This window comes from Burkholderia sp. BCC1977, assembly GCF_905339595.1.
In the GTDB taxonomy this organism is placed as follows: Bacteria; Pseudomonadota; Gammaproteobacteria; order Burkholderiales; family Burkholderiaceae; genus Burkholderia.
This window is the reverse complement of the sequence record NZ_CAJPGQ010000007.1, coordinates 49,322-72,991: the sequence shown is the minus strand read 5'-3', so window position 1 is coordinate 72,991 and position 23,670 is coordinate 49,322. Positions and strand designations below refer to the sequence as shown.

The 23,670-nt window shown below is 67.4% G+C and carries 23 protein-coding genes; 5 read left to right on the top strand and 18 right to left on the bottom strand.

Going from position 1 to position 23,670, the window contains the following annotated elements:
• Positions 1–98: 98 nt before the first annotated feature.
• From U5771_RS08540 to U5771_RS08525, 4 genes are all read right to left on the bottom strand, one after another.
• Positions 99–707, bottom strand: a complete 609-nt coding sequence (locus U5771_RS08540) for a hypothetical protein (protein WP_322023557.1) — start codon at positions 705–707, stop codon at positions 99–101.
• A gap of 6 nt (positions 708–713) precedes the next feature.
• On the bottom strand, positions 714–2,174 hold the full coding sequence (gene guaB, locus U5771_RS08535) for an IMP dehydrogenase (protein WP_322023556.1): 1,461 nt from the start codon (positions 2,172–2,174) through the stop codon (positions 714–716).
• 277 nt (positions 2,175–2,451) lie between these two features.
• On the bottom strand, positions 2,452–3,279 hold the full coding sequence (locus U5771_RS08530; RefSeq protein ID WP_322023555.1) for a DUF2182 domain-containing protein: 828 nt from the start codon (positions 3,277–3,279) through the stop codon (positions 2,452–2,454).
• A gap of 30 nt (positions 3,280–3,309) precedes the next feature.
• Positions 3,310–4,074, bottom strand: a complete 765-nt coding sequence (locus U5771_RS08525; protein ID WP_322023554.1) for a DUF899 domain-containing protein — start codon at positions 4,072–4,074, stop codon at positions 3,310–3,312.
• A 113-nt stretch (positions 4,075–4,187) separates the two neighbouring features.
• On the opposite strand from U5771_RS08525, the gene U5771_RS08520 reads away from it, so the two are divergent.
• The 3 genes from U5771_RS08520 (at position 4,188) to U5771_RS08510 (ending at position 7,286) form a co-directional block, all read left to right on the top strand.
• Positions 4,188–5,408: a helix-turn-helix domain-containing protein gene (locus U5771_RS08520; protein ID WP_322023553.1), complete on the top strand. Its 1,221-nt coding sequence runs from the start codon at positions 4,188–4,190 to the stop codon at positions 5,406–5,408.
• Positions 5,409–5,438: 30 nt separating this feature from the next.
• On the top strand, positions 5,439–6,122 hold the full coding sequence (locus U5771_RS08515; protein ID WP_322023552.1) for a glutaminyl-peptide cyclotransferase: 684 nt from the start codon (positions 5,439–5,441) through the stop codon (positions 6,120–6,122).
• 180 nt (positions 6,123–6,302) lie between these two features.
• Entirely contained in the window at positions 6,303–7,286 is a 984-nt protein-coding gene (locus U5771_RS08510) for a DMT family transporter (RefSeq protein WP_322023551.1), read from the top strand.
• Positions 7,287–7,349: 63 nt separating this feature from the next.
• Here U5771_RS08510 and U5771_RS08505 read toward each other — a convergent pair whose 3' ends face one another.
• Entirely contained in the window at positions 7,350–7,673 is a 324-nt protein-coding gene (locus U5771_RS08505) for an RnfH family protein (RefSeq protein WP_322023550.1), read from the bottom strand.
• 4 nt (positions 7,674–7,677) lie between these two features.
• Positions 7,678–8,115 carry a type II toxin-antitoxin system RatA family toxin gene (locus U5771_RS08500; protein WP_014896752.1) on the bottom strand — a complete coding sequence of 146 codons (438 nt, stop codon included), beginning with the start codon at positions 8,113–8,115 and terminating at the stop codon, positions 7,678–7,680.
• Between the two features lie 98 nt (positions 8,116–8,213).
• On the opposite strand from U5771_RS08500, the gene smpB reads away from it, so the two are divergent.
• A complete protein-coding gene (gene smpB, locus U5771_RS08495; protein WP_322023549.1) occupies positions 8,214–8,660 on the top strand; it encodes an SsrA-binding protein SmpB in 447 nt (148 codons plus the stop codon).
• Positions 8,661–8,884: 224 nt separating this feature from the next.
• Here smpB and U5771_RS08490 read toward each other — a convergent pair whose 3' ends face one another.
• The 3 genes from U5771_RS08490 to ppsA all read right to left on the bottom strand — a co-directional run bounded on the left by U5771_RS08490 (position 8,885) and on the right by ppsA (position 12,891).
• The gene (locus tag U5771_RS08490) at positions 8,885–9,820 is read right to left on the bottom strand and encodes an SPFH domain-containing protein (protein ID WP_322023548.1); all 936 of its coding nucleotides are present in this window, start codon (positions 9,818–9,820) and stop codon (positions 8,885–8,887) included.
• Positions 9,821–9,853: 33 nt separating this feature from the next.
• Complete coding sequence (locus tag U5771_RS08485) at positions 9,854–10,288, bottom strand: NfeD family protein (protein ID WP_322023547.1); 435 nt, start codon at positions 10,286–10,288, stop codon at positions 9,854–9,856.
• A 203-nt stretch (positions 10,289–10,491) separates the two neighbouring features.
• Positions 10,492–12,891: a phosphoenolpyruvate synthase gene (ppsA, locus tag U5771_RS08480; protein ID WP_322023546.1), complete on the bottom strand. Its 2,400-nt coding sequence runs from the start codon at positions 12,889–12,891 to the stop codon at positions 10,492–10,494.
• 376 nt (positions 12,892–13,267) lie between these two features.
• On the opposite strand from ppsA, the gene U5771_RS08475 reads away from it, so the two are divergent.
• A complete protein-coding gene (locus tag U5771_RS08475) occupies positions 13,268–14,083 on the top strand; it encodes a pyruvate, water dikinase regulatory protein (RefSeq protein WP_322023545.1) in 816 nt (271 codons plus the stop codon).
• 118 nt (positions 14,084–14,201) lie between these two features.
• Here U5771_RS08475 and U5771_RS08470 read toward each other — a convergent pair whose 3' ends face one another.
• The 9 genes from U5771_RS08470 to rseP all read right to left on the bottom strand — a co-directional run bounded on the left by U5771_RS08470 (position 14,202) and on the right by rseP (position 23,666).
• The gene (locus U5771_RS08470; RefSeq protein WP_322023544.1) at positions 14,202–14,984 is read right to left on the bottom strand and encodes an RNA methyltransferase; all 783 of its coding nucleotides are present in this window, start codon (positions 14,982–14,984) and stop codon (positions 14,202–14,204) included.
• On the bottom strand, positions 14,981–15,625 hold the full coding sequence (gene rnhB, locus U5771_RS08465; RefSeq protein ID WP_322023543.1) for a ribonuclease HII: 645 nt from the start codon (positions 15,623–15,625) through the stop codon (positions 14,981–14,983). The genes U5771_RS08470 and rnhB overlap by 4 nt, the downstream gene beginning before the upstream one ends.
• Positions 15,622–16,791, bottom strand: coding sequence for a lipid-A-disaccharide synthase (lpxB, locus tag U5771_RS08460; RefSeq protein ID WP_322023542.1), 1,170 nt, complete (start codon positions 16,789–16,791; stop codon positions 15,622–15,624). Before lpxB ends, rnhB begins: the two co-directional genes overlap by 4 nt.
• Before the next feature lie 3 nt (positions 16,792–16,794).
• On the bottom strand, positions 16,795–17,583 hold the full coding sequence (lpxA, locus tag U5771_RS08455) for an acyl-ACP--UDP-N-acetylglucosamine O-acyltransferase (protein ID WP_322023541.1): 789 nt from the start codon (positions 17,581–17,583) through the stop codon (positions 16,795–16,797).
• 67 nt (positions 17,584–17,650) lie between these two features.
• On the bottom strand, positions 17,651–18,118 hold the full coding sequence (gene fabZ / locus U5771_RS08450; protein ID WP_006495559.1) for a 3-hydroxyacyl-ACP dehydratase FabZ: 468 nt from the start codon (positions 18,116–18,118) through the stop codon (positions 17,651–17,653).
• 130 nt (positions 18,119–18,248) lie between these two features.
• Positions 18,249–19,343 carry a UDP-3-O-(3-hydroxymyristoyl)glucosamine N-acyltransferase gene (gene lpxD, locus U5771_RS08445; protein WP_322023540.1) on the bottom strand — a complete coding sequence of 365 codons (1,095 nt, stop codon included), beginning with the start codon at positions 19,341–19,343 and terminating at the stop codon, positions 18,249–18,251.
• A 16-nt stretch (positions 19,344–19,359) separates the two neighbouring features.
• Positions 19,360–19,857 (bottom strand): OmpH family outer membrane protein, encoded by a 498-nt coding sequence (locus tag U5771_RS08440; protein WP_185658144.1) that lies wholly within the window; start codon positions 19,855–19,857, stop codon positions 19,360–19,362.
• A gap of 64 nt (positions 19,858–19,921) precedes the next feature.
• On the bottom strand, positions 19,922–22,228 hold the full coding sequence (gene bamA, locus U5771_RS08435; protein WP_044843770.1) for an outer membrane protein assembly factor BamA: 2,307 nt from the start codon (positions 22,226–22,228) through the stop codon (positions 19,922–19,924).
• 64 nt (positions 22,229–22,292) lie between these two features.
• Positions 22,293–23,666, bottom strand: coding sequence for an RIP metalloprotease RseP (gene rseP / locus U5771_RS08430; RefSeq protein ID WP_322023539.1), 1,374 nt, complete (start codon positions 23,664–23,666; stop codon positions 22,293–22,295).
• Positions 23,667–23,670 lie beyond the last annotated feature (4 nt).

Here is a 23,670-nt window from a genome sequence, read left to right as displayed (position 1 = left end):
CGGGATGAAGAGAATAAGAAAAGCAGCGCATGAAGCGCTGCGTCAATAGCATGGACAACGGCGTCGGGCGGCAGGCGGCTCGCGCGACGCATCGCCGGTCAATCCTGCGACGGCGGGCGCGCGTCGAATGCGACGCTGCCTGACGCGCCGCCTGACGCGTGACCGGAGGCCGACGTGGCTGCCGCGGCCGGCGCCGCAGGCGCCGCCGGACGGCCGACGGCCGGTTCGACCCGCTGCCGAGGGGCGGCGGCCGACGCCGGTTCGGCCGGACGCTGCGCGCCCTGGGCCTCGAGCGCCTGCGCCTTCTCGCGCCGCCGCACGGCCGATGCGAGCCGCACGCCGCCGAGACCGAGCACGATCAGCGCAACACCGGCCATCGCCGACAGCACCCGGCCGGCGGCCGCGAGCGCGGGACCGTTGCCGGTGCCGAGCGACCACACGACCGCCAGCACGCCGATCAGCCAGTTCACGTGGCCGACCGCACGCGCGACGGGCGCCGTGAGTTCACCGTTGACCGCCGCATGGAACGCGAGCCACGCGAGGCCGAGCAGCGCGATGCCGAACGCCTGGCCGAGCATCGCCGGCTGGATGTTCGCCAGTTGCAGCGCGTTGAACAGCGCCTGCCAGGGCGTCAGCACGAACAGCACGCCGAACCCCAGCAGCAGCACGGCATCGACGATCAGCACGGCTCGCAGCAGCGGTTTCATCGGCGATCAGTCCACGTGGTAGTTCGGGGCTTCCTTCGTGATCTGCACGTCGTGCACGTGCGACTCGCGCATGCCCGCCGCGGTGATCTGGACGAATTCGGCCTTGTCGTGCAGCTCGTCGATCGTGCGGCAGCCGCAGTAGCCCATGCTCGCGCGCACGCCACCGACCAGCTGGAACAGGATCGCGTTGACCGAGCCCTTGTACGCGACGCGGCCTTCGATGCCTTCCGGCACGAGCTTGTCGATGTTCGCCGAGTTGTCCTGGAAGTAGCGGTCTGCCGCGCCGTCCTTCATCGCGCCGACCGAACCCATGCCGCGGTACGACTTGTACTGGCGGCCCTGGTACAGGAACACGTCGCCCGGCGCCTCTTCGGTGCCCGCGAACATGCTGCCCATCATCACGGCGTTCGCGCCGGCCGCGAGGGCCTTCGACACGTCGCCCGAGAAACGCACGCCGCCGTCGGCGATGCACGGCACGCCGGTGCCCTTCAGCGCGTCCGCGACGTTCGCGATCGCGCTGATCTGCGGCACGCCCACGCCCGCGACGATCCGCGTCGTGCAGATCGAGCCCGGGCCGATACCGACCTTGACCGCGTCCGCGCCGTATTCGACGAGCGCCTTCGCGGCGGCTGCCGTCGCGATGTTGCCGCCGATCACCTCGACGTGCGGGAAGTTCTGCTTGACCCAGCGCACGCGCTCGAGCACGCCCTTGCTGTGGCCGTGCGCGGTATCGACGACGATGACGTCGACGCCGGCCTGCACCAGCAGCTCGACGCGCTCTTCGTTGTCCGGGCCGACGCCGACCGCCGCGCCTGCGCGCAGCTTGCCGTGCTCGTCCTTGCACGCATCCGGGTGTTCGGTCTGCTTCGTGATGTCCTTGACGGTCATCAGGCCGCGCAGTTCGAACGCGTCGTTGACGACCAGCACGCGCTCGAGGCGGTGGCTGTGCATCAGCGCCTTCGCTTCGGCGAGCGGCGTGCCTTCCTTGACCGTGACGAGACGCTCGCGCGGCGTCATGATCGACTTGACCGGCTCATCGAGGCGCGATTCGAAGCGCAGGTCGCGGTTCGTGACGATGCCGACGAGTTGCGGGCCCTCGACGACCGGGAAACCCGAGATGCCATGCTGACGCGACAGCGCGATCACGTCACGCACCTTCATTTGCGGCGGGACCGTGATCGGGTCGCGCACGACGCCCGATTCGAAACGCTTGACCTTCGCGACCTCGCGGGCCTGCTCGGCCGGCGTGAGGTTCTTGTGGACGATGCCCACACCACCCTGCTGCGCCATCGCGATCGCGAGGCGACCTTCGGTGACCGTGTCCATCGCGGCGGACACGAGCGGCATGTTCAGGGAGATGTTGCGGGTCAGCTTGGTTTTCAGGCTGGTGTCGCGCGGGAGAACGTCGGAAAAGGCGGGAACGAGGAGCACATCATCGAAAGTGAGTGCTTTTTGGATCAGACGCATGGCAAATCCTATGGGCGCAAAAGCGAATTATACGCGAAGCGCTGCGAATTTTCACAACACGAACAACGGGTTAGCCGTTTCCAGGCGTTCGGGGGCCGAATCGTTCGGATCGCCGTTCGGTTCGTTTTCGATCGTCTTTCGTTTCACCCCCGCATCGACCCATTCGCGCAGCCGGCCGGAATCGGGCCGATCGCACGTCGTTGCCGTACGACGCCGGCGCTGCCGGCGGCGCCGCCGCAGGCCCGGTTCGACGTGAACCGGCGGCCCCCGGGCGCCGCTAGGTCAGCCCGGCCGCGGCGCACGCGATCATCACCGCGCCGGCGCCGATCGCGACGCCGCCGACGATCCGTGCGACGCGTTCACCGGCCGGCGCCAGCCGTTCGGCGGCGATCGCCACGGTCACGACGGCCATCACGCGCAGATCCATCACGCCGGCCGCCAGCGCGACGGCCATCAGGTTCGCGCAACAGGCGCCGCACCGTAGCGCGGTACGCACGCCGTACCGCCACGCAACCGCGGCCCGGGCTCCCGCCCGCCGCGCGCATGCGTCGTCCGGTGCATGCCGGCAGCAAGCCAGCCGGCGCGCTTTCCAGCCGGAAAACTGCAGCACGCCCGCGCCGAGCACGATCGCGCCGGCCGCGAACGGCATCGCGGCGGCGAGCGCGGGAAGCCACGCCGCGACCTTCGCCAATGCGGCACCGACGGGAAACACCAGCGCACCGAGCACCATCCACACGGAGAAATACCCGGCGCCCGCGAGCGCGACGAACCCTGCCGCGCGCGCCCCGCCCAACCGGCCGAGGCTCTGCCGATATCGCCAGAGCACCGGCGCCAGCACCGGCAGCACCATCGTCACCGTCATCGCGCCCCACATGCCGGCGAACGCAGCGAAGGCGCGCCCGGCCTGCCATCCGCACGGCCTGAGCCACCCGGCCGACAGCGTCCAGCCCCCTGCCATCGGCATGCCGCCCATCGCGTCCATCGATGCATGCTGCGCAAGCAGCGCCCAGATGGCGGCGGCAAATACCGCGCCGAGCGCGACGCCGAACACCCGCCGGTCGCCGCCCGCCGCGCCGCTCGCAGCCGGCTTCATCGCGGCACGCATCGCCCGCTCCCGCTGCTCGCCGGCCCGCGCTCAACCGCGCGCGTACTCGTCATGACGGCGCCACCACACGCCCGTCTCATTGCGCCCGAGCGGCGCGCGATCGAGCCACTGATACATCCCCCACAGCCCGTCGAGCCCGCGGGCGTACGTCGAATACGTGTGATAGACGACCCCGTCCTCGCGCACGAACGCACTCATCCCCGGCCGGTCGAGCGAGTACGTGGCGGCGTCGGTGCCGCACGTCGCCGCGAACTGGGCGACGGCGGCGGGCGGCGGGTCCATGTCCATTGCGTGGCCGGCCCGCGCATAGTTGTACTCGACGTCGCCGGTGCGCTGCTGCGCTTCGGTGAACGACACGTTGAAGTCGAAGTTGAACGCGCCGCCGTCCGACGACGCCCACGGAAAGTGCCAGCCCATCCGCTGCCGGTACGCCAGCAGCTTCGCGAGCGGCGCGCGCGACACCGCCGCGAGCGTCACGTCGTGGTTCGCGAGATGGACCGCAAAGCCGTCGAAGCCGTCGGCAAGCGCCGAGCACGACGGGCAGCCGGCCTTGTAGTCGGGACCGAACATGAAGTGATAGACGAGCAGCTGCGAACGGCCGCCGAACAGGTCGTCGAGCGTCGCCGGGCCGTCCTCGGTGTCGAACCGGTAGGCCTTGTCGACGCGCACCCACGGCAGTGCCTGGCGCCGCCGCGCGAGTTCGTCGCTCTGCCGTGTCAGCGCCTTTTCTGCATCGAGCAGCGCGCGGCGCGCAGCCAGCCATTCGGCGCGCGTTCCGGTGAGATGGTTCGTCATTGCGGGTTCCTCCTGTCGATGGGTATCCGGGCACGGCGCATCTGCCGTGTGCGTGGTGCTAGATTAGGACGGGGCATCGGACCGGAGGGAGTGACAACTGTGTCGGGATTCGGATGGATTCGCTGATCACGGCCGCCGCGCGTGCGCTCGCGGCGGGCGACCCGCTCGGCGCGCTGAACCGCGTCGCCTTGCGCGACGACGCGCCGGCGCTCGCGTTGCGCGGGATCGCGATGGCGCAGCTCGGCGATTTCGAGCGCGCGCGGGCGCTCGTGCGCGGCGCGGCTCGCGCGTTCGGCACGAAGGAAGCCGTCGCGCGGGCACGCTGCGTCGTCGCGGAAGCCGAGATCGCGCTGGCGTCTCGCGACCTCGGCTGGCCGTCGCGTGCCCTCGACGCCGCCTGCGCGACCCTCGACGCACACGGCGACCGTGCGAACGCCGCGCATGCGCGCTATCTCGGCGTGCGCCGGCTGCTGCTGATCGGCCACGTCGACGACGCCGAACGGCGGCTCGCGAGCCTCAATCCCGCACCGCTGCCAGCCGCATCGCGCGCGGCTCACGAACTGATCGCGGCCGGCATCGCGATGCGCCGCATCCGCCCGCACGCGGCGCGCATGGCGCTCGCCCGGGCGCGCGCGGCCGCGCGGGACGCCGGCATCGCCGCGCTGACGGCCGAAGTCGAGACGGCGGCACGCATGCTCGATACGCCGGCCGCGCGGCTCATCGCGCGCGGTGCGTCGCGGCTCGTGCTGCTCGACGAGGTCGAGATGCTGCTCGAATCGAACACGCTGGTCGTCGATGCGTGCCGTCACGCGGTGCGCGACGCGCGCACGACCGTCTCGCTCGCGCGCCGCCCGGTGCTGTTCGTGCTCGCGCGCGCGCTGGGCGAGGCGTGGCCCGGCGACGTGTCGAGAAACACGCTCGTCGCCGCGGCGTTTCGCGCGAAGCATGCGGACGAATCGCATCGCGCCCGCCTGCGCGTCGAGATCGGCCGCTTGCGCGCGGTGCTGCGGCCGCTCGCGAACGTCACCGCGACGCCGTGCGGCTTCGCGCTCGAACCGCTCGGCCCGCGCGAGACCGTCGTGCTCGCGCGTCCGGTCGACGACCGCCACGCGGCCGTGCTCGCGCTGCTCGCGGACGGCGAGGCATGGTCGAGTTCCGCACTGGCGCTCGCGCTCGGCGCGAGCCAGCGCACCGTGCAGCGCGCGCTCGACGCGCTCGCCGACGCGGACAAGGTGCAGGCGGTCGGCCGCGGTCGCGCGCGCCGCTGGATGATGCCGCCGCTGCCCGGATTCGCGACGACCTTGTTACTCCCCGCGCCGCTGCCGGGCGACTAGGATGGGGATACCCACCACGAGGCGACAAACATGAAACGCTCCACCGCAGACATCCTTCGCGAATACGGCCCGTTTCCGGGCGTCGACGGCGTGCACGGCGTCACGTTCGACGGGCAGCACGTCTGGTTCGCGTCCGGCGACAAGCTGAACGCGCTCGACCCGGAACGCGGCACGACCGTGCGTGCGCTCGACGTCGCCGCGCACGCAGGCACCGCATTCGACGGGCGCCACCTGTTCCAGATCGTCGAGGACCGCATCGAGAAGATCGATCCCGAATCGGGCCGCGTGCTCGCAACGATCCCCGCGCCCGGCGGCGGCGCCGATTCCGGGCTCGCGTGGGCCGAAGGCACGCTGTGGGTCGGCCAGTATCGCGAACGCAAGATTCATCAGGTGGATCCGCAATCGGGCGCCGTGCTGCGCACGATCGAATCGAACCGCTTCGTCACCGGCGTGACGTGGGTCGACGGCGAGCTGTGGCACGGCACCTGGGAAGCGGACGAGAGCGAGCTGCGGCGGATCGACCCGCGCACCGGGCAGGTGCTCGAACAGGTCGACATGCCGCCCGGCGTCGGCGTGTCGGGGCTGGAATCGGACGGTCGCGACCTCTTCTTCTGCGGCGGCGGCAACAGCGGCAAGCTGCGCACCGTGCGCCGCCCCGCGCGGGCGCGCGGCGCGGGCGACAGTGCGGCGGCGGCCGAGCCGGTCGAGCGCTGATCGGTCGATCGTCGAAGCGGAACCTGGCCCGCCGCGATCCCCGGCAAACAGGACCGGATCGCGACGGCGCTCGCAGCCGACCCCGAGCCCCGCCCGCTCCCGAGTGCAGGAATGAACAAGACGCGGTTGCGCCGCCGTCGCTAAGATGCGCGCTCGTCAGTCTTTTGTTCGGAGCAGTCGATGCAGCGCGGTGTGGTGTATGGCGTCCTCGCGGGCGCGTTGTGGGGGATGGTCTTTCTCGTGCCTCGGCTGATGACCGACTTCTCGCCGCTGCTGTTGAGCGCGGGCCGCTACGCGATGTACGGACTCGTGTCGCTCGCAGCGGCACTGCCGGCCGCCCGCTCGCTGCTCGCGCGGCTGACCCGCGAGGATCTCGTCGCGCTCGCGAAGCTCGCGCTGATCGGCAACGTCGCGTACTACATGCTGTTGTCCGGCGCCGTGCACCTGATCGGCATCGCGCCCAGTTCGCTGATCGTCGGCGTGCTGCCCGTGACCGTCACGCTCGCGGGCCTCGGCGACCACGGCGCGGTGCCGCTGCGGCGCCTCGCCGCTCCGCTCGCGCTGGTGATCGCCGGCATCGTCTGCATCAACGTCGACCTCTTCACCTCGGAAGCCGCGCACGCGACGACGCTCGGCCAGAAGCTCGCCGGCATCGCGTGCGCAACCGGCGCGCTCGCCAGCTGGACCTGGTACGCGGTCGCGAACGCGCGCTACCTGCAGTGTCACCATCATTTCGGCGGCAACGAGTGGTCGGTGTTGTGGGGTGTCGTGACGGGCCTGATCGGCGGCCTCTGCTGGCTCGCGATCCTCGCGCTGCCGGCCGGCACGGTCCAGGCAGCCGTCCCGGCATCGCGCTGGCAACTGTTCTGGCTGCTGAACCTCATGCTCGCGATCGGCGCGTCGTGGCTCGGCAACGGACTATGGAACGCGGCGTCGAAGCGGCTGCCGCTCACGCTGTCCGGCCAGCTGATCGTGTTCGAAACCGTATTCGCGATGCTCTACGCGTTCGTCTACGACCACCGGATGCCGCGCGTGCTGGAGATCGCGGCGCTCGCGCTGCTGCTGGCGGGCGTCTACGGGTCGGTGCGCCGGCACAGCGACACGCACGCGGGCGGCAATCCGCCCGGCAGCACGGCCGTGAGCGCGAACGTCACGGCCCACTGAGCGCGGCCGCGCGTAGTCTGACGAATCGGAACGAAGGAGCGCGCGCGGGGCTGGCGCGACGCGTCAGCGCGCGTCCTTGTGCATCCACTTGCGGCCCTCGACGGAGCCCTCGCGGCGGGTCTTGTCGACGCGCCGCTGGCGCGCGAGCTTCGGATCGACGATCAACGGGCGGTAGATCTCGACACGGTCGTGGTCGGCGAGCGGCGCGTCGAGCGGCGCCAGCTTGCCGAACACACCGGTTTTCACCTGCGCAAGGTCGATTTCCGGATGCAGCGCGAGCACGCCGCTCGCGTCGATCGCCGCGCGCACGGTCGCGCCTTCGGGCAGCGACACCGGAATCAGCGTCTGGCGATCCGGCAGCGCATAGCAGACTTCGATCGACAGCATCGCGTCACCCCTTCCCGTAGCGCTGGTCGGCGCGCTTGACGAACGAATCGACGAACGTGTTCGCGATATGGCTGAACACCGGCCCGATGATCTTCTCGAGCAGGATGCTCGAGAACTCGTAGTGCAGCGCGAATTCGATCTTGCACGCATCGGCGCGCAGCGGGATGAAGCGCCACGAGCCCGTGAACTTCTTGAACGGGCCGTCCGCGAACTCCATGTCGATCCGCGTCGGGCGCTGCTGCGTGTTGCGCGTCGCGAAATGCTGCTTGATGCCCTTGAAGTTGATGTCGATGCGCGCTTCCATCCCGCTGTCGTCCTGACGGCGAACCTCGACGCCGCCGCACCAGGGCAGGAAATTGGGGTAGTCGGCCACGTCGGTGACGAGGTCGAACATCTGTTCCGCCGAATGACGGATCAATACTGTTTTCTGGACATCTGCCATAAATCGCGCGGCATCGCTCAAGGTGAGAACGCAAGCCGGGCGATTCCCGCCCTGCTTTGCTAAAATCGTGATTTTAAACGAGTTGGCCCGATCCTTTCATGAGCATCATCGACAACAGGAAAGCGCACTTCGATTATCACATCGAGGAGCGCTACGAGGCGGGGCTCGTGCTCGAGGGCTGGGAAGTCAAGGCGCTGCGCGCCGGGCGCGGCCAGATCAAGGAAGGCTACGTCGTGGTCAAGAACGCGGAGATCTTCCTGATCGGCACCCACATCAGCCCGCTGCCCGAAGCCTCGACGCACATCACGCCCGATCCGGTCCGCACGCGCAAGCTGCTGCTGCACCGCGACGAAATCAAGAAACTGATCGGCAAGGTCGAGCAGCGTGGCTACACGCTCGTGCCGCTGAACTTCCACTACAAGGGCGGTCGCGTGAAATGCGACATCGCGCTCGCGAAGGGCAAGAAGCTGCACGACAAGCGCGAAACCGAGAAGAAGCGCGACTGGGAACGCGAAAAGGCCCGCATCATGCGCGCCGGCACCTGACGCTCAGGTTCCCGCCTCACCAACGACACGGCCCGCTCGAAGCGGGCCGTGTGCTTTGTGTGACGTGATTCGTGTGTGCGGCGAGCAAACCGCCGCTCACCGTCCTGGATGAAACCCTGCGCCACGCGTCGCCATGCGAGCGGGATTGCGCGTCCATCCCGCGACGATTCGCCGCATGCCGGACGCCCGCCACAACCGCCGGCGCGTGGCGCCGCGCGCGCCGCTCAGCCCTTCCCGCCCGCGGCCGGCGCCGCGTTCTTGACGATCGTCAGCGCGGACGCGATCGCCGTGCCGAGATCCGACAGGTTCGCCGGCACGATCAGCGTATTGCCCTGTTTCGCGAGGTTCGAGAACGCGCCGACGTACTGCTCGGCGACCTTCAGGTTCACGGCATCCATCCCGCCCTGCGACTGGATCGCGTTCGCGATCTTCTGGATGGCCTGCGCGTTCGCCTCGGCCACCGCGAGAATCGCGGCTGCCTCGCCCTGCGCCTGGTTGATCGCGGCCTGCCGCTCGCCCTCGGACTTCTGGATCGCCGCCTCGCGCGCGCCCGACGCGAGGTTGATCTGCTCCTGCTTGCGGCCTTCGGAGGCGGCGATCAGCGCGCGCTTTTCCCGCTCGGCGGTGATCTGCGCCTGCATCGCGTGCAGGATCTCCTTCGGCGGCGTCAGGTCCTTGATCTCGTAGCGCAGCACTTTCACGCCCCAGTTCGCGGCGGCCTGGTCGAGCGCCGACACGATGTTGTGGTTGATGAAGTCGCGTTCCTCGAAGGTCTTGTCGAGTTCGAGCTTGCCGACCACCGAGCGCAGCGTCGTCTGCGCGAGCTGCGTGATCGCGAGCACGAAGTTGCTCGACCCGTACGAGGCCTTCATCGGATCGGTCACCTGGAAGTACAGCACACCGTCGACCTGCAGTTGCGTGTTGTCGCGCGTGATGCAGACCTGGCTCGGCACGTCGAGCGGAATTTCCTTCAGCACGTGCCGGTAGGCGATCCGGTCGACGAACGGCAGCACGATATTGAGACCGGGCGACAACGTCGCGTGATAGCGCCCGAAGCGTTCGAGCACCCACGCGTGCTGTTGCGGCACGATCTTCACCGTCTTCGACACGATCACGATGGCGATGACGAGCAGGACGACCCAGATGATCAGCGAATCCATGAAGTGTTCCCTCCTTGTTTTATCAGTGGACGATCAGCCCGCGGGTTTTGCGACGACGACGAGATTGTTGCCGCGCACGGCACTCACCTGATACACGCGCGCATCGTCGCGCTCGCCGGCCGCGAGCTCGACGTCCCAGTCGGCGCCGCGATACTGCACGCGCGCGCGGCCGTCGTGCCACGCATCGACCGTGACGGTCGCGCCGATATCGAGATTGACGTCCGGATTCGTCGACGTGTCGCGCTTCTGCTTGCGCCCGAGCCCCGAGCGGCGCAGCGCGATCATCGCGATGATCGCGACCGCGGCGGCGGCCGCGATCTGCACGTGCGGCGCGAAACCGGCGAACTGCAGCAGCCCGCCCGCGAGAAAGCCGAGCGCGATCATCAGCAGATAGAACGTGCCGGTCAGCAATTCGGCGACGACCAGCACGCCAACCCCGACCCACCAGAACAGATGCCCCGACATCATTGTGGTCTCCAGAAAAACGGCCCCCACGCTCACTATATTCGCTGCGCCTGCCCGCGAGGAGGCGGGCGCACGCTTGCGGCGGCCCGGACCGGCAAAAAAAAACACCCCGGTGCTTACCGGGGTGTTTATAGCATGAACCTTGCATTTTGCCTTCATCGAAAGCGCGGCGAGCCGCGCTTTCGTCGAAGTTGCACGACCGACCGTTACTTCCGGTTGGCGAGCGCTTGCCACGTATCAATGATCGTGTCCGGGTTCAGCGAGATCGACACGATGCCTTCGTCGGTCAGCCACTGCGCGAAGTCCGGGTGATCGGACGGGCCCTGGCCGCAGATGCCGACGTACTTGCCCATCTTGCGGCAGGTGTCGATCGCACGCTTGAGCAGGAACTTGACGGCCGGGTCGCGTTCGTCGAAGTCGACGGCCAGCAGTTCCATGCCCGAGTCGCGGTCGAGGCCGAGCGTGAGCTGCGTGAGGTCGTTCGAACCGATCGAGAAACCGTCGAAGTGCTCCAGGAACTCTTCGGCGAGGATCGCGTTGGTCGGGACTTCACACATCATCACGAGGCGCAGGCCGTTCTCGCCGCGCTTCAGGCCGAACTTCTCGAGCAGGCCGACGACACGCTCCGCCTGCTTCACGGTACGCACGAACGGCACCATGATCTCGACGTTGGTCAGGCCCATCTCGTCGCGCACGCGCTTCAGTGCACGGCATTCCATCTCGAACGCCTGCGCGAAGTCTTCGGCGATGTAGCGCGACGCGCCGCGGAAGCCCAGCATCGGGTTTTCCTCGTCCGGCTCGTAGCGCGAACCGCCGATCAGCTTCTTGTACTCGTTCGACTTGAAGTCGGACAGACGCACGATCACGGGCTTCGGATAGAACGCCGCGGCGATCGTCGCGACACCTTCCGTCAGCTTGTCGACGTAGAACTGGCGCGGCGATGCGTGACCGCGCGCGACGCTCTCGACCGCCTTCTTCAGGTCCTGGTCGATGTTCGGGTACTCGAGGATCGCCTTCGGGTGCACGCCGATGTTGTTGTTGATGATGAACTCGAGACGCGCGAGGCCAACACCACCGTTCGGCAGTTGCGAGAAGTCGAACGCGAGCTGCGGGTTGCCGACGTTCATCATGATCTTGACCGGGATTTCCGGCAGTTCGCCGCGCTGCACTTCCGTGACTTCCGTCTCGAGCAGCCCGTCGTAGATCTTGCCTTCGTCGCCTTCCGCGCACGACACCGTGACGAGCGCGCCGTCCTTCAGCACGTCGGTCGCGTCGCCGCAGCCGACGACTGCCGGCACGCCGAGCTCACGCGCGATGATCGCCGCGTGGCAGGTCCGGCCGCCACGGTTCGTGACGATCGCCGCCGCACGCTTCATCACCGGCTCCCAGTTCGGGTCGGTCATGTCCGCCACCAGCACGTCGCCCGGCTGCACGCGTTCCATTTCCGACGGATCCTGGATCACGCGCACGGGACCCGCGCCGATCTTCTGGCCGATCGCACGGCCCGTCGCCAGCACCTGCGACTGGCCCTTCAGCTTGAAGCGCTGCTCGGCCTTGCCGGTCGCCTGGCTCTTCACCGTTTCGGGACGCGCCTGCAGGATGAAGATCTTGCCGTCGCGGCCGTCCTTGCCCCACTCGATGTCCATCGGACGCTGGTAGTGCTTCTCGATGATGACCGCGTACTTCGCGAGCTCGATCACGTCTTCGTCGGTGATCGAGTAGCGGTTGCGCTGCTCGTGCGGCACGTCGACCGTCTTCACGCGGCCCGGCTCGCCCGGCTGCGTGAATTCCATCTTGATCAGCTTCGAGCCGATCGAGCGGCGGATGATCGGGTACTTGTCCTGCGCGAGCGTGGTCTTGAACACGTAGAACTCGTCCGGGTTCACGGCGCCCTGCACGACGGTTTCGCCCAGGCCGTAGCTCGACGTGATGAACACGGCGTCCTTGAAGCCCGATTCGGTGTCGATCGTGAACATCACGCCGGCCGCGCCGACGTCCGAGCGGACCATGCGCTGCACGCCAGCCGACAGCGCGACCTCGGCGTGCGTGAAGCCCTTGTGCACGCGATACGAGATCGCGCGGTCGTTGTACAACGACGCGAACACGTGCTTCATGCGATCGAGCACGTCGTCGATGCCGACGACGTTCAGGTACGACTCCTGCTGACCGGCGAACGACGCGTCGGGCAGGTCTTCCGCGGTCGCGGACGAACGCACGGCGAACGACAGCTCGGCCGGCGAGCCGTTCTTCAGGATTTCGAACTGCTCGCGGATTTCCTGCTCGAGGCGTGCCTGCATCGGCGCGTCGACGATCCACTTGCGGATTTCGGCACCGGCTTCGGCGAGCGCCTTCACGTCGTCGATGTCGAGGGACTCGAGACGCTTGGCGATGCGATCGGTCAGATCGTTGTGCTTGAGGAAGTCGCGGAATGCGAGCGCGGTCGTGGCGAAACCGGTGGGTACGCGAACGCCTGCTTCGGAAAGCTGGCTGATCATCTCGCCGAGCGACGCATTCTTGCCGCCCACGATCTCCACATCGGTCATCCGCAACTGCTCGAACGGGATTACATACGCCTGGTCCTTTGCGACGTTTGCTGCGTTAGTCATACAAGCCCCTAAGTGTGAAAAAAATGCACGATTGCGCAAGTGGGCTCGGACGCGGGCGCTTGCAAAAAGGCGCGGCGCGTCTTGCGCAACCTGTTGGAGAAACAATCGCAGCGGCGGGAAATCTTCCGACCCGATTTGCAAAAATCCCGGCAGAAGGGCGATATATTCAGACGAATCGCCGAACTTGCCGGGAATTTTCGATCGATCGCGGCAAGCCCGGGGTGCCGTTCGCACCCTGCCCCCGCAATTGCTTATCCAACAGGTTGCCGCTATTCTACCGTGCCGGCTGCCGGATGTGGCGCGACCTTGTCACTGTGTCTGGAGGCGAACCTCCAGCCGCCCGCGCAACCGCCCTTCACGTTCGACGCCCAGATTCATGCTGCCTACCGTTTTCATCGTCTCCGACGGCACCGGGATCACTGCCGAAACCTTCGCGCACTCGATCCTCTCCCAGTTCGACCAGAAATTCCGCCTCGTGCGCCTGCCGTTCGTGGACTCGCTCGACAAGGCCTTTGCGACCGTCGAGAAAATCAACGAGGCCGCGGTGCACGACGGCCGCCGCGCGATCGTGTTCACGACACTCGTCGACAGCGAGTCGAACGACATCGTGAAGCGCTCGAACGCGCTCGTGCTGGACATGTTCCAGCGCTTCGTCGAGCCGCTCGAGCAGGAACTGGAGCTGAAATCGAGCCACGCGATGGGCCGCGGCCACCAGAACGCCGATACCGAGGAATACAAGACGCGGATCGAGGCGATCAACTTCTCGCTCGCCCACGACGACGGCCAGTCGAACCGCAACCTGTCGGAAGCCGACGTGATCCTGGTCGGCGTGTCGCGCAGCGGCAAGACGCCGACGAGTCTGTATCTCGCGATGCAGTACGGCGTGAAGGCAGCCAACTATCCGCTGATTCCGGAAGATTTCGAGCGCGGCAAGCTGCCGTCGGCGTTGTCGCCGCATCGCGACAAGCTGTTCGGGCTGTCGATCGACCCGCAGCGCCTGTCGGAGATCCGCAACGAGCGCCGCCCCGGCAGCAAGTACGCGGCCCCGGAGAACTGCCGCTACGAAATCAACGAGGCCGAGGCGATGATGCGCCGCGAAGGGATCAACTGGCTGTCGTCGACGCACAAGTCGATCGAGGAGATCGCGACGACGATCCTGCAGGAAATCCGTCTCGACCGGCAGTCGTACTGACGACTTACCCGCCGGCGCGGCCGTCAGGCCGCCGCCGGAAGCAAAAAGGCCGCGTCGCGGCCTTTTTTCATGGAGCGGGATACGACGCGCGGACCACGCCGCACGTCACGTCGTCAGGTCATGCGCGCCGCTGCTGCCGCACCTGCTCGAACAGACACACCGCCGCCGCTGCCGCGACGTTCAGCGACTCCATGCCGCCCGGCTGCGGGATCGTCACGCGATGCGCGGCCGCATCGCGCCAGAACGCCGACACGCCGGCGCCCTCGTTGCCGAACACCCATGCGACGGGGCCGGCCAGGTCGCAGTCGTAGATTGCCTGCGCGCCGTGCGAATCGGTCAGCGCGACCGGCACGTCGAGGCGTTCGGCGAGCGCCTCCGGCTGGACATCCTCGTGGATCGACAACAGGAAATGCGCGCCCATGCCCGAGCGCAGCACCTTCGACGACCACGCATAGGCGGTGCCCGGCGCGCAGAATACGTGCCGCACGCCGGCCGCCGCCGCGCTGCGCAGGATCGAGCCGACGTTGCCGGCGTCCTGCACGCCGTCGAGCACGACCGACGTGTGCGTGACGCGCTCGGGCAGCGGCTGTGCGGGCCGGTCGACGAGCAGCAGGAAACCAACGCCGCTGACGACGTTCGACAGTTGCCCGAACAGCGCGTCGGGCAGCGTGACGACGCGCTGCGCGTCGACGCGCGCGATGATCGCCTGCGCCTCGTCGTGCGCGAGCGCGCCTTCGGTCGCGACGCACAGCTCGGGTGTCGCGCCCGTATCGAGATACGCGCCGGCGAGATGGAAACCTTCGAGCAGCGCGTGGCCGCCGCGGCGCTGCTGGGACGTCGAACCCGCGAGCGCCTTGAGGCGCTTGTACAGCGGGTTGTCGCGGGAAGTAATGCTCTTCATCGAATCAGGTCGAGTGCCGCACGCACCGGCGCGAACGAGCGCCGATGCGCTTCGCACGGGCCGTGCTCGCGCAACGCGGCAAGGTGTTTCGCGGTGCCGTAGCCGGCGTGCACGTTGAAGCCGTACGCCGGGAAGCGTTCGTGCAGATCGACGAGCATGCGGTCGCGTGTGACCTTCGCGAGGATCGATGCAGCCGAGATGCTCGGCACGAGCGCGTCGCCGCTGACGATCGCCTCGGCACGCACCGTCAGCGTCGGGCAGCGGTTGCCGTCGATCTGCGCGAGCGTCGGCAGCACCGACAGGCCTTCGACCGCCCGTTTCATCGCGAGCATCGTCGCGTGCAGGATGTTGAGGGTGTCGATCTCGTCGACGCTGGCCGACGCGACGCAATACGCGCGCGAGCGCGCGACGATCAGGTCGTACAGCGCGTCGCGCTTTTTCGCGGACAGCGCCTTCGAATCGTCGAGCCCGTCGATCGGCTGCGCGGGATCGAGGATCACCGCGGCGGCGACCACCGGCCCCGCAAGCGGGCCGCGGCCCGCTTCGTCGACACCGCAGACGATCTCGTCGGGCCGGCTGAAATCGAAGCCGCCCTGCACGTCGGTCGACGCGCGGCGGCGTGGTGCGCGGGCTGCCGTCATGCGCGCCCCTTGCGTTGCTCGAGGACGCGCACGACCGCTTCGGCCGCCTTCGCGGCCGTGTTCTGCCGCAGCGAGAGATGCATTTCGGTAAACACTTCGGTCAACGTGCGGCGGTTGACGTCGTCGCGCAGCTGCGTGAGCGTCGCATCGGCGAGCGCCTCGGGCGTCGCGAAATGCTGCAGCAGCTCGGGCACGACGAAGCGCCCCGCCAGGATGTTCGGCAAGCCGACGTACGGCAGATAGCCCTGCCGGCGCATGATCTGCCCGGTCAGCCAGGGCACCTTGTACGAGATCACCATCGGCTTCTTCAGCAGCGCGGCTTCCAGCGTGACGGTGCCGCTCTTCACGAGGATCGCGTCGGCGGCCGTCATCGCGACCTGCGAGCGGCCGTCGGTGATCGTCAGCGCGAGCTGCGGATGCGCGTCGACGAGCGGCTGCAGCAGTTCGCGCAGCGCAGGCGTCGCCGCCGGCATCACGAACCGCACGCCGGGCTCGCGCTGCTGCATCAGCGCCATCGCCGCGAAGAACGTCGGGCCGATCAGCCCGATCTCCGAGCGCCGGCTGCCCGGCAGCACCGCGATCACCGGACCGTCGGCCGGCAGACCGAGCGCGATGCGCGCGCCGTGCGTGTCGGGCTCGAGCGGAATCTCGTCGGCCAGCGGGTGGCCGACATACGTCGACGCGACGCCTGCCTTGTCGAGGATCGCCGGTTCGAACGGGAACAGGCACAGCATGTGGTCGACGGACTTCGCGATCTTCTTGATCCGCCCGCCGCGCCACGCCCAGATCGACGGGCACACGAAGTGGATCGACGGGATGCCCGCGTCGCGCGCGGCCTGTTCCACGCTGAAGTTGAAGTCGGGCGCGTCGACGCCGATGAATGCGTCGGGCCGCTCCGCGAGCAGCTGGCGCTTCAACTCGCCGCGAATCCGCAGGATCTCGGGGATCTGGCCCAGCGCCTCGACATAGCCACGCACCGTCAGCTTGTCCATCTGCCAGTGCGAATCGAAGCCGTGCGCGAGCATCCGCTGCCCGCCGATCCCGTAGTAGCGGGTCGACGCGGGCAGCCGCGCTTGAAGCCCGCCGAGCAGCGACGCCGCGAGCAGATCGCCCGACGGCTCGCCGGCCACCATCGCGAGCCGGAGCTGATTGGTCGGGAGCGACATCGCTTAGCGGATGATGCCGCGTTGGGACGCGTCGATGAACTCGACGAGCGCGGTGACCGCTGCGTCGCCTTCACCGCCCGCGGTCGCCAGCTCGCGCAACTGCACCTTCGCTTCCTCGAGCGACAGGCCGTTCTTGTACAGCAGGCGGTACGCGCTGCGCAGCGCCGAGATCGCGTCGGGCGAGAAACCGCGCCGGCGCAGGCCTTCGACGTTGATGCCGTGCGGCTCGGCCTTGTTGCCGGCCGCGATCACGAACGGCGGCACGTCCTGCACGAGCGCCGAGGCGCCGCCCAGCATCGAGTGCGCGCCGATGCGCACGAACTGGTGCACGCCCGACATCCCGCCGACGATCGCCCAGTCGCCGATCTCGACGTGACCGGCCATCTGCGCGTTGCTCGACAGGATCACGTTGTTGCCGACGCGGCAGTCGTGACCGATGTGCACATAGGCCATGATCCAGTTGTCGTCGCCGAGCGTCGTCACGCCGGCGTCCTGCACGGTGCCGGTGTGGATCGTCGTGAATTCGCGGATCGTGTTGCGGTTGCCGATCACGAGCTTCGTCGGCTCGTCCTGGTACTTCATGTCCTGCGGACGGCCGCCGACCGATGCGTAATGGCCGATGCGGTTGTCCTCGCCGAGCGTCGTGTGACCTTCGATCACGCTGTGCGAGCCGATCGTCGTACGCGCGCCGATCGTGACGTGCGGCCCGACGATCGCGTACGGCCCGATCTCGACGGACTCGTCGATCTGCGCGCCCGGTTCGACGATCGCGGTAGGATGAATCCTGGTCATGCGCCGTTGCCTCTCGATGTGATGTGTCGCGTTGCCCGCGTTACGTTACCCATGCGTGCCGCGTCGCTCAGGGCGCCGCGTCGGCCGTCTTGACCGTGCACATCAGTTCGGCTTCCGCCGCCACCTTGCCGTCCACTTCCGCCACCGCCTTGAACTTCCAGATGCCGCGGATGTAGCGTTCGAACGTCACGTTCAGAATCAGCTGGTCGCCCGGTTCGACCACGCGCTTGAAGCGCGCGCCGTCGATGCCGACGAAGTAGTACAGCGTGTTTTCCGGATCCTTCGGCTGCTCTTCCGCGAACGTCAGCAGCGCGGCCGCCTGAGCGAGCGCCTCGAGGATCAGCACGCCCGGCATCACCGGCCGCTTCGGGAAGTGCCCCTGGAAGAACGGCTCGTTGATCGACACGTTCTTCAGCGCTTTGATTCCCTTGTGCGGCTCGAGTTCGAGCACGCGATCGACGAGCAGAATCGGGTAGCGATGCGGCAGCAGCGTGAGGATCTTGTGGATGTCGAGATTGATTTTTTCAGTGCTCATGATGGTTCGTCTCACGCAGAGGCTGCGCGGTGGTGATGCAAAGGCTGAAGCGGGCCGCCGCGCGGCCCAGTCTGGCAAACCGGGCCGGATGCGCTGGCCGTGCCCGGTTCATGGTCTCGCATGGTGTCGGTCAGGCGTCCGTGCCGCCCTGGGCGGCCAGCGCGGTTTCGAGCGCCTTGATGCGGTCGCGCAGCTTGTCGAGGTTGCGCACGAGCGCGGCGCTCTTGTTCCATTCGCCGTGGTCGACGGCCGGGAACGCGCTGGTATAGATGCCGGCCTTCGGCAGCGACTTCGATACGCCCGAATTCGCGGTGATGATGACATAGTCGCCGAGCGTCACGTGGCCGGCGATCCCGGCCGCGCCGCCGATCATGCAGTGGCGGCCGATCGTCGTGCTGCCCGCAATGCCTGCCTTGCCGGCGATCACCGTGTAGGCGCCGATCCGGCAGTTGTGGGCGATCTGCACCTGGTTGTCGATCTTCACGCATTCCTCGATGACGGTGTCCGCCATCGCGCCGCGATCGATCGTCGTGTTCGCGCCGATCTCGACGTCCGGGCCGACCGACACGCCGCCGACCTGCGGAATCTTGACCCAGCTGCCGGTGCGCGCGTCGCCGTCGCCGACGAAATCCGGCGCGAAGCCGAAGCCGTCGGAACCGATCACGGCACCCGAATGGATGATCGCGCGGGGGCCGATCCTGCAGCCGTGGTACACCGATGCGTTCGGATACAGGTGCGAACCCGCGCCGATCGTCGTGCCGCGGCCGACGAACACGTTCGCGTCGAGCTGCACGCCGTCCTCGATCACCGCGCCGGCCTCGACCGTCACGTGCGGACCGATCACCGCGCTCGCGGCAACCTGCGCGGCCGGATCGATCGTCGCGCTCGGATGCACGCCAGCCGCGCGCGGCGGCGTGGCGAGATCGATGAACATCTGCGCGACGCGCGCGAAATACGCGTACGGATTCGGCGTCACAATGAAATTGCGGGGGCCGGCCGTCCGGCCGCTCGCGGCCGCGCCCAGCTTTTCGAGATCCCTCGGCGCGATCAGCACCGCGCCGGCGCGGGTTGCCTCGACCTGCGACAGGTACTTCGGATTCGCGAGAAACGCGAGTTGCTGAGGGCCTGCCTGGTCGAGCGGCGCGAGGCCGCCCACCTTGCACTGGGCGTCGCCGACGATCTCGCCGCCGAACCGCTTTACGAGTGCCTCAAGCGTCAATGCCATTCGTCGTCTGCTCCGTTCAGTTCGTCGAGCCGGACGCGAGCGCCTTGAGCACCTTGTCGGTGATGTCGATGCGCGGGCTGACGTACACGGCTTCCTGCACGATCAGGTCGTAATTCTGCTGCTCGGCGATCTGCTTGATGACCTTGTTCGCGCGCTCCAGCACCGCCGCGAGTTCCTCGTTGCGGCGCTGGTTCAGGTCTTCGCGAAACTCGCGCTGCTTGCGCTGGAAGTCGGTATCGAGCTGCGCGAGATCGCGCTGCTTCTGCGCGCGATCGGCCGCCGACAGCGACGTACCGTTCTTGTCGAGCGAGTCGGACATCGACTTCAGGCGCGCCGCGAGGTCCTGCAGATCCTTGTCGCGCTTCGCGAACTCGGCTTCGAGCTTCGTCTGCGCCGCCTTGGCGGGGGCCGACTCGCGCAGGATCCGATCCGAATTGACCGCCGCGATGCGGGCGACGTCCTGAGCATGTGCCGTCGCCGCGCCCAAGGCCAGCGCAACGGTCAGCGCACACATCACTCGTTTCGAAAACTTACCGGTTAGCAAAATTACCCTCTCGTTGCTGTTGTCATGCGTTCGATCAGAACGCCGTCCCGATCTGGAACTGGAATTTCTGGTACTGGTCGCCTTCATGCTTCTGCAGCGGGAAGCCGAGGCTCAGCTTCAGCGGGCCGATCGGCGAGATCCACGCGAGACCCACACCGTAGCCGTAACGCAGGCCGTTCGCGCCGGTACTCGTGCCGCCCGGTGCGTTGCCCCACACGTTACCGCCGTCGAGGAACGTGAACACGCGCAGCGTGCGGTCGTAGCCGGTGCCCGGCAGCGGGAACGTCAGCTCGATGTTGCCGACCACCATCTTCGAACCGCCGATCGGGTCGTTCGTCTTCGTGTCGCGCGGGCCCAGCGAGCTCGGCTCGTAGCCACGCACGGAGCCGATACCGCCCGCGTAGTAGTTCTTGAAGATCGGGTACGGGTTGCCGATGCCGTTACCGTAGCCGCCTTGCAGGTTCAGGCCCAGGATGAAGCCGCGCGAGAACGAATAGTAGTACTGCGCCTGCAGGTCGGCCTTGTAGTACTGGATCTTGCCGACCGGCACGCCGTATTCGACGTTCGCCTGCGTGAAGTAGCCGCGGCTCGGGATCAGCGCGCTGTCACGCGCATCGCGCGACCACGCGACGGTCAGCGGCACCGTGTTCGACACGCGGCCGAACTCGTTCACGTAATCCTGGTAGCTCTGCGGCGTGTTCGAGTCGACGTCGAGACGGTTCTGCTCGAAGCCCGCGCCGAAGTAGACGGTGTCGACTTCCGAGAACGGAATGCCGAACTTCAGGTTGCCGCCCGCGCTGATGATCCGGAAGCTCGAACTCGTCGAATAGTAGAGCGGCTGGTACGTGCGGTAGTAGACGTCCGTGATCCGCTTGATGCCGTCGACCGTGAAGTACGGGTCGACCTGCGTGACGGTCAGCGTGCGGTAGCTCTTCGCGGTGTTGACGTTCACCGACAGGCTCGTGCCCGAGCCGAACACGTTGTCCTGCGACACGCCGGCCGACAGCACCACCTTGTCCGTCGACGAGAAGCCCGCGCCCAGCGTGATCGCGCCGGTCGGCTTTTCGTCGACCTTCACGTTCACGTCGACCTGGTCGTTCGTGCCTTCGACCGGTACCGTCGTCACGTCGACGTTGGTGAAGTAGCCGAGACGGTTCACGCGGTCCTTCGACAGCGCGAGGCGGTTCGAATCGAACCACGAGCTTTCGAGCTGGCGCATTTCGCGGCGCACGACTTCGTCGCGCGTGCGCGTGTTGCCGACCACGTTGATGCGGCGCACGTACACGCGGCGGCTCGGATCGACGACGAGATTCAGGTTCACCTTGTGGTTCGCCTGGTCGATGTCCGGCTGCGCGTTGACGGTCGCGAATGCGTAGCCGTATTCGCCGAGCTTGTCGACGATCGACTTCGTCGTTTGCTGCAGCTTTTCGGCCGAGAAGCGATCGCCCGGCTTGATCTTGATCAGCTTGTTCAGTTCGGCTTCGCGATCGAGCAGGTTGCCCGACAGCTTGATGCCCGACACCGTGTACGGCTCGCCTTCGTGCAGCGTGACCGTCAGGTACATGTCCTTCTTGTCCGGCGAGATCGACACCTGGGTCGACTCGATGTTGAACTCGAGGTAGCCGCGGTTCAGGTAGTACGAGCGCACGGCCTCGAGGTCGCCCGTCAGCTTTTCCTTCGAGTACAGGTCGTTCTTCGTGTACCAGGAGAACCAGTTCGGCGTCGACAGCTGCATCTCGTCGCGCAGCGTGCTGGTGCTGAACGCCTTGTTGCCGATGAAGTTGATCTGGCGGATCTTCGCGCTCGGGCCTTCCGCGACCGCGAACAGGATCGACACGCGGTTCGCGTCGACCGGCGTGATCGTCGTCTTGACCTCGGCCGCATAGAAGCCGCGCGTCAGGTACTGACGCTTGAGCTCCTGCTCCGCCTTGTCGACGAGCGCCTTGTCGTAGTAGCGGCCGTCGGCCAGACCCACCGCGCGCAGCGCCTTCGTCAGGTTGTCCTTGTCGAATTCCTTCGTGCCGGTGAAGTCGATCGACGCGATGGCCGGACGCTCCTGCACCTGCACGATCACGACGTTGCCCTGGGTGGCGATGCGCACGTCGTTGAAGAAGCCCGTCGCGTACAGCGCGCGGATTGCTTCGGATGCCTTGTCGTCGGTGAAGGTATCGCCCTGCTTGATCGGCAGGTAGGCGAACACCGAACCCGCTTCGACGCGCTGCAACCCCTCGATCTTGATGTCTTGCACCACGAACGGTGCCGCTGCATGCGCCGCGAGGCCGTGAGCGGCGAGCGCGGCCGCAGCAACTGTCTTAGGTACAAAGCGATGAGGTTTGAACAACGTGCATCCCCAATATTTAGCTGCATCAAATCAGGCGGCGGCCGACTGGCCGCCGCCTGACGCTTCAGAAATGGATTAACCGAGCCAGGTCGTTGAACAGCGCGATCGCCGACAATACGACGATGCAGATCAACCCGGCTCTTTGCAGAATCAGCTGCCAGCGCTCCGATACGGCTTTCCCGGTCGCGGCTTCAACCAGATAATATAACAGATGCCCCCCGTCCAAAACGGGAATCGGCAGCAAGTTCAGCACCCCGAGGCTAATGCTGACAAGGGCGAGGAACGACAGGAAGGCCGTCGGACCGAGCCGCGCGCTCTTGCCCGCGTAGTCGGCGATCGTCACCGGGCCGGACAGATTCTTCAGCGACGCATCGCCCGTGATCATCCGCCCGAACATCTTCAGCGAATAAACGGCGATGTCCCACGTGCGGCGCGCGCCGAGCTGCAGGCTCTCGATCGGCCCGTAGCGCACGTCCACCGACGGCGTGTTCATCGACAGCGCCGCGCCGATCCGGCCGACCTTCTGCCCCGTTTCATCGTCGCGCTGCGCCTGCGGCACGATCGACACCGTCCGGGAGGCGCCGCCGCGGTCGACCTGCAGTTCGACCGCCTGGCCCGCATGGTGCTTCACCGCGTCGATGAAGCGCGATGCGCCGCCGATCGGCTTGCCGTCGAGCGCGAGCAGCTTGTCGCCGGCCTTCAGGCCCGCCTGCTCGGCCGCGCTGCCGGGCTGCACCGACGCCACCGACAGCGTGCCGCCGCCGGTCTCGAAGCCCAGATGCATCATGAAATCGTCGTCGAGCTGGCTTTCGGGAACATTGCGCAGGTCGACGCGGAAGTCGAACGTCGGCGCGCCGCCGTCGCGCGCGCCGAGCACGACCTCGCGATGGTCGAACGCGGCGGCCAGCAGCTTCCAGCGCAGGTCCGACCACGAGCGCACCGGCACGGCGTCGCCGCCTTGCGCGTCGCGGATCGAGACGATCGTCTCGCTGCCGTCGAAGCCCGCGCGAGCCGCCGCCGTACCGGCGGCCGGCGGCGCGAGCACCGCGGCCGGCTCGGTCACGCCGGTTGCGAATACGGCGGAAAACAGGACGATTGCCAACAGGAAGTTCGCGATCGGGCCGGCGGCGACGATCGCGATGCGCTTGAACACCGATTGCCGGTTGAACGCCTGGTCGAGCTCCTCGGGCTTGACGCCCGGCCCCGGCTCGCGCTCGTCGAGCATCTTCACGTAGCCGCCGAGCGGCAGCGCGGAGAGCGTCCACTCGGTGCCCGTCCTGCGGCTGACCCAGCGTGCGACGGGCTGGCCGAAGCCGATCGAGAAACGCAGCACCTTCACGCCGCACCAGCGCGCGACGCGATAGTGTCCGTACTCATGCACGACGACCAGCACCCCGATCGCCACCGCAAACGCGATCAGTTCGACCAGCACGTTCATGAGC

Coding starts and splice junctions, on each gene's coding strand:
- U5771_RS08540 (WP_322023557.1), bottom strand. CDS start 707: ATGAAACCGCTGCTGCGAGCCGTGCTGATCGTCGATGCCGTGCTGCTG.
- guaB (WP_322023556.1), bottom strand. CDS start 2,174: ATGCGTCTGATCCAAAAAGCACTCACTTTCGATGATGTGCTCCTCGTT.
- U5771_RS08530 (WP_322023555.1), bottom strand. CDS start 3,279: ATGCGTGCCGCGATGAAGCCGGCTGCGAGCGGCGCGGCGGGCGGCGAC.
- U5771_RS08525 (WP_322023554.1), bottom strand. CDS start 4,074: ATGACGAACCATCTCACCGGAACGCGCGCCGAATGGCTGGCTGCGCGC.
- U5771_RS08520 (WP_322023553.1), top strand. CDS start 4,188: ATGGATTCGCTGATCACGGCCGCCGCGCGTGCGCTCGCGGCGGGCGAC.
- U5771_RS08515 (WP_322023552.1), top strand. CDS start 5,439: ATGAAACGCTCCACCGCAGACATCCTTCGCGAATACGGCCCGTTTCCG.
- U5771_RS08510 (WP_322023551.1), top strand. CDS start 6,303: ATGCAGCGCGGTGTGGTGTATGGCGTCCTCGCGGGCGCGTTGTGGGGG.
- U5771_RS08505 (WP_322023550.1), bottom strand. CDS start 7,673: ATGCTGTCGATCGAAGTCTGCTATGCGCTGCCGGATCGCCAGACGCTG.
- U5771_RS08500 (WP_014896752.1), bottom strand. CDS start 8,115: ATGGCAGATGTCCAGAAAACAGTATTGATCCGTCATTCGGCGGAACAG.
- smpB (WP_322023549.1), top strand. CDS start 8,214: ATGAGCATCATCGACAACAGGAAAGCGCACTTCGATTATCACATCGAG.
- U5771_RS08490 (WP_322023548.1), bottom strand. CDS start 9,820: ATGGATTCGCTGATCATCTGGGTCGTCCTGCTCGTCATCGCCATCGTG.
- U5771_RS08485 (WP_322023547.1), bottom strand. CDS start 10,288: ATGATGTCGGGGCATCTGTTCTGGTGGGTCGGGGTTGGCGTGCTGGTC.
- ppsA (WP_322023546.1), bottom strand. CDS start 12,891: ATGACTAACGCAGCAAACGTCGCAAAGGACCAGGCGTATGTAATCCCG.
- U5771_RS08475 (WP_322023545.1), top strand. CDS start 13,268: ATGCTGCCTACCGTTTTCATCGTCTCCGACGGCACCGGGATCACTGCC.
- U5771_RS08470 (WP_322023544.1), bottom strand. CDS start 14,984: ATGAAGAGCATTACTTCCCGCGACAACCCGCTGTACAAGCGCCTCAAG.
- rnhB (WP_322023543.1), bottom strand. CDS start 15,625: ATGACGGCAGCCCGCGCACCACGCCGCCGCGCGTCGACCGACGTGCAG.
- lpxB (WP_322023542.1), bottom strand. CDS start 16,791: ATGTCGCTCCCGACCAATCAGCTCCGGCTCGCGATGGTGGCCGGCGAG.
- lpxA (WP_322023541.1), bottom strand. CDS start 17,583: ATGACCAGGATTCATCCTACCGCGATCGTCGAACCGGGCGCGCAGATC.
- fabZ (WP_006495559.1), bottom strand. CDS start 18,118: ATGAGCACTGAAAAAATCAATCTCGACATCCACAAGATCCTCACGCTG.
- lpxD (WP_322023540.1), bottom strand. CDS start 19,343: ATGGCATTGACGCTTGAGGCACTCGTAAAGCGGTTCGGCGGCGAGATC.
- U5771_RS08440 (WP_185658144.1), bottom strand. CDS start 19,857: ATGTGTGCGCTGACCGTTGCGCTGGCCTTGGGCGCGGCGACGGCACAT.
- rseP (WP_322023539.1), bottom strand. CDS start 23,666: ATGAACGTGCTGGTCGAACTGATCGCGTTTGCGGTGGCGATCGGGGTG.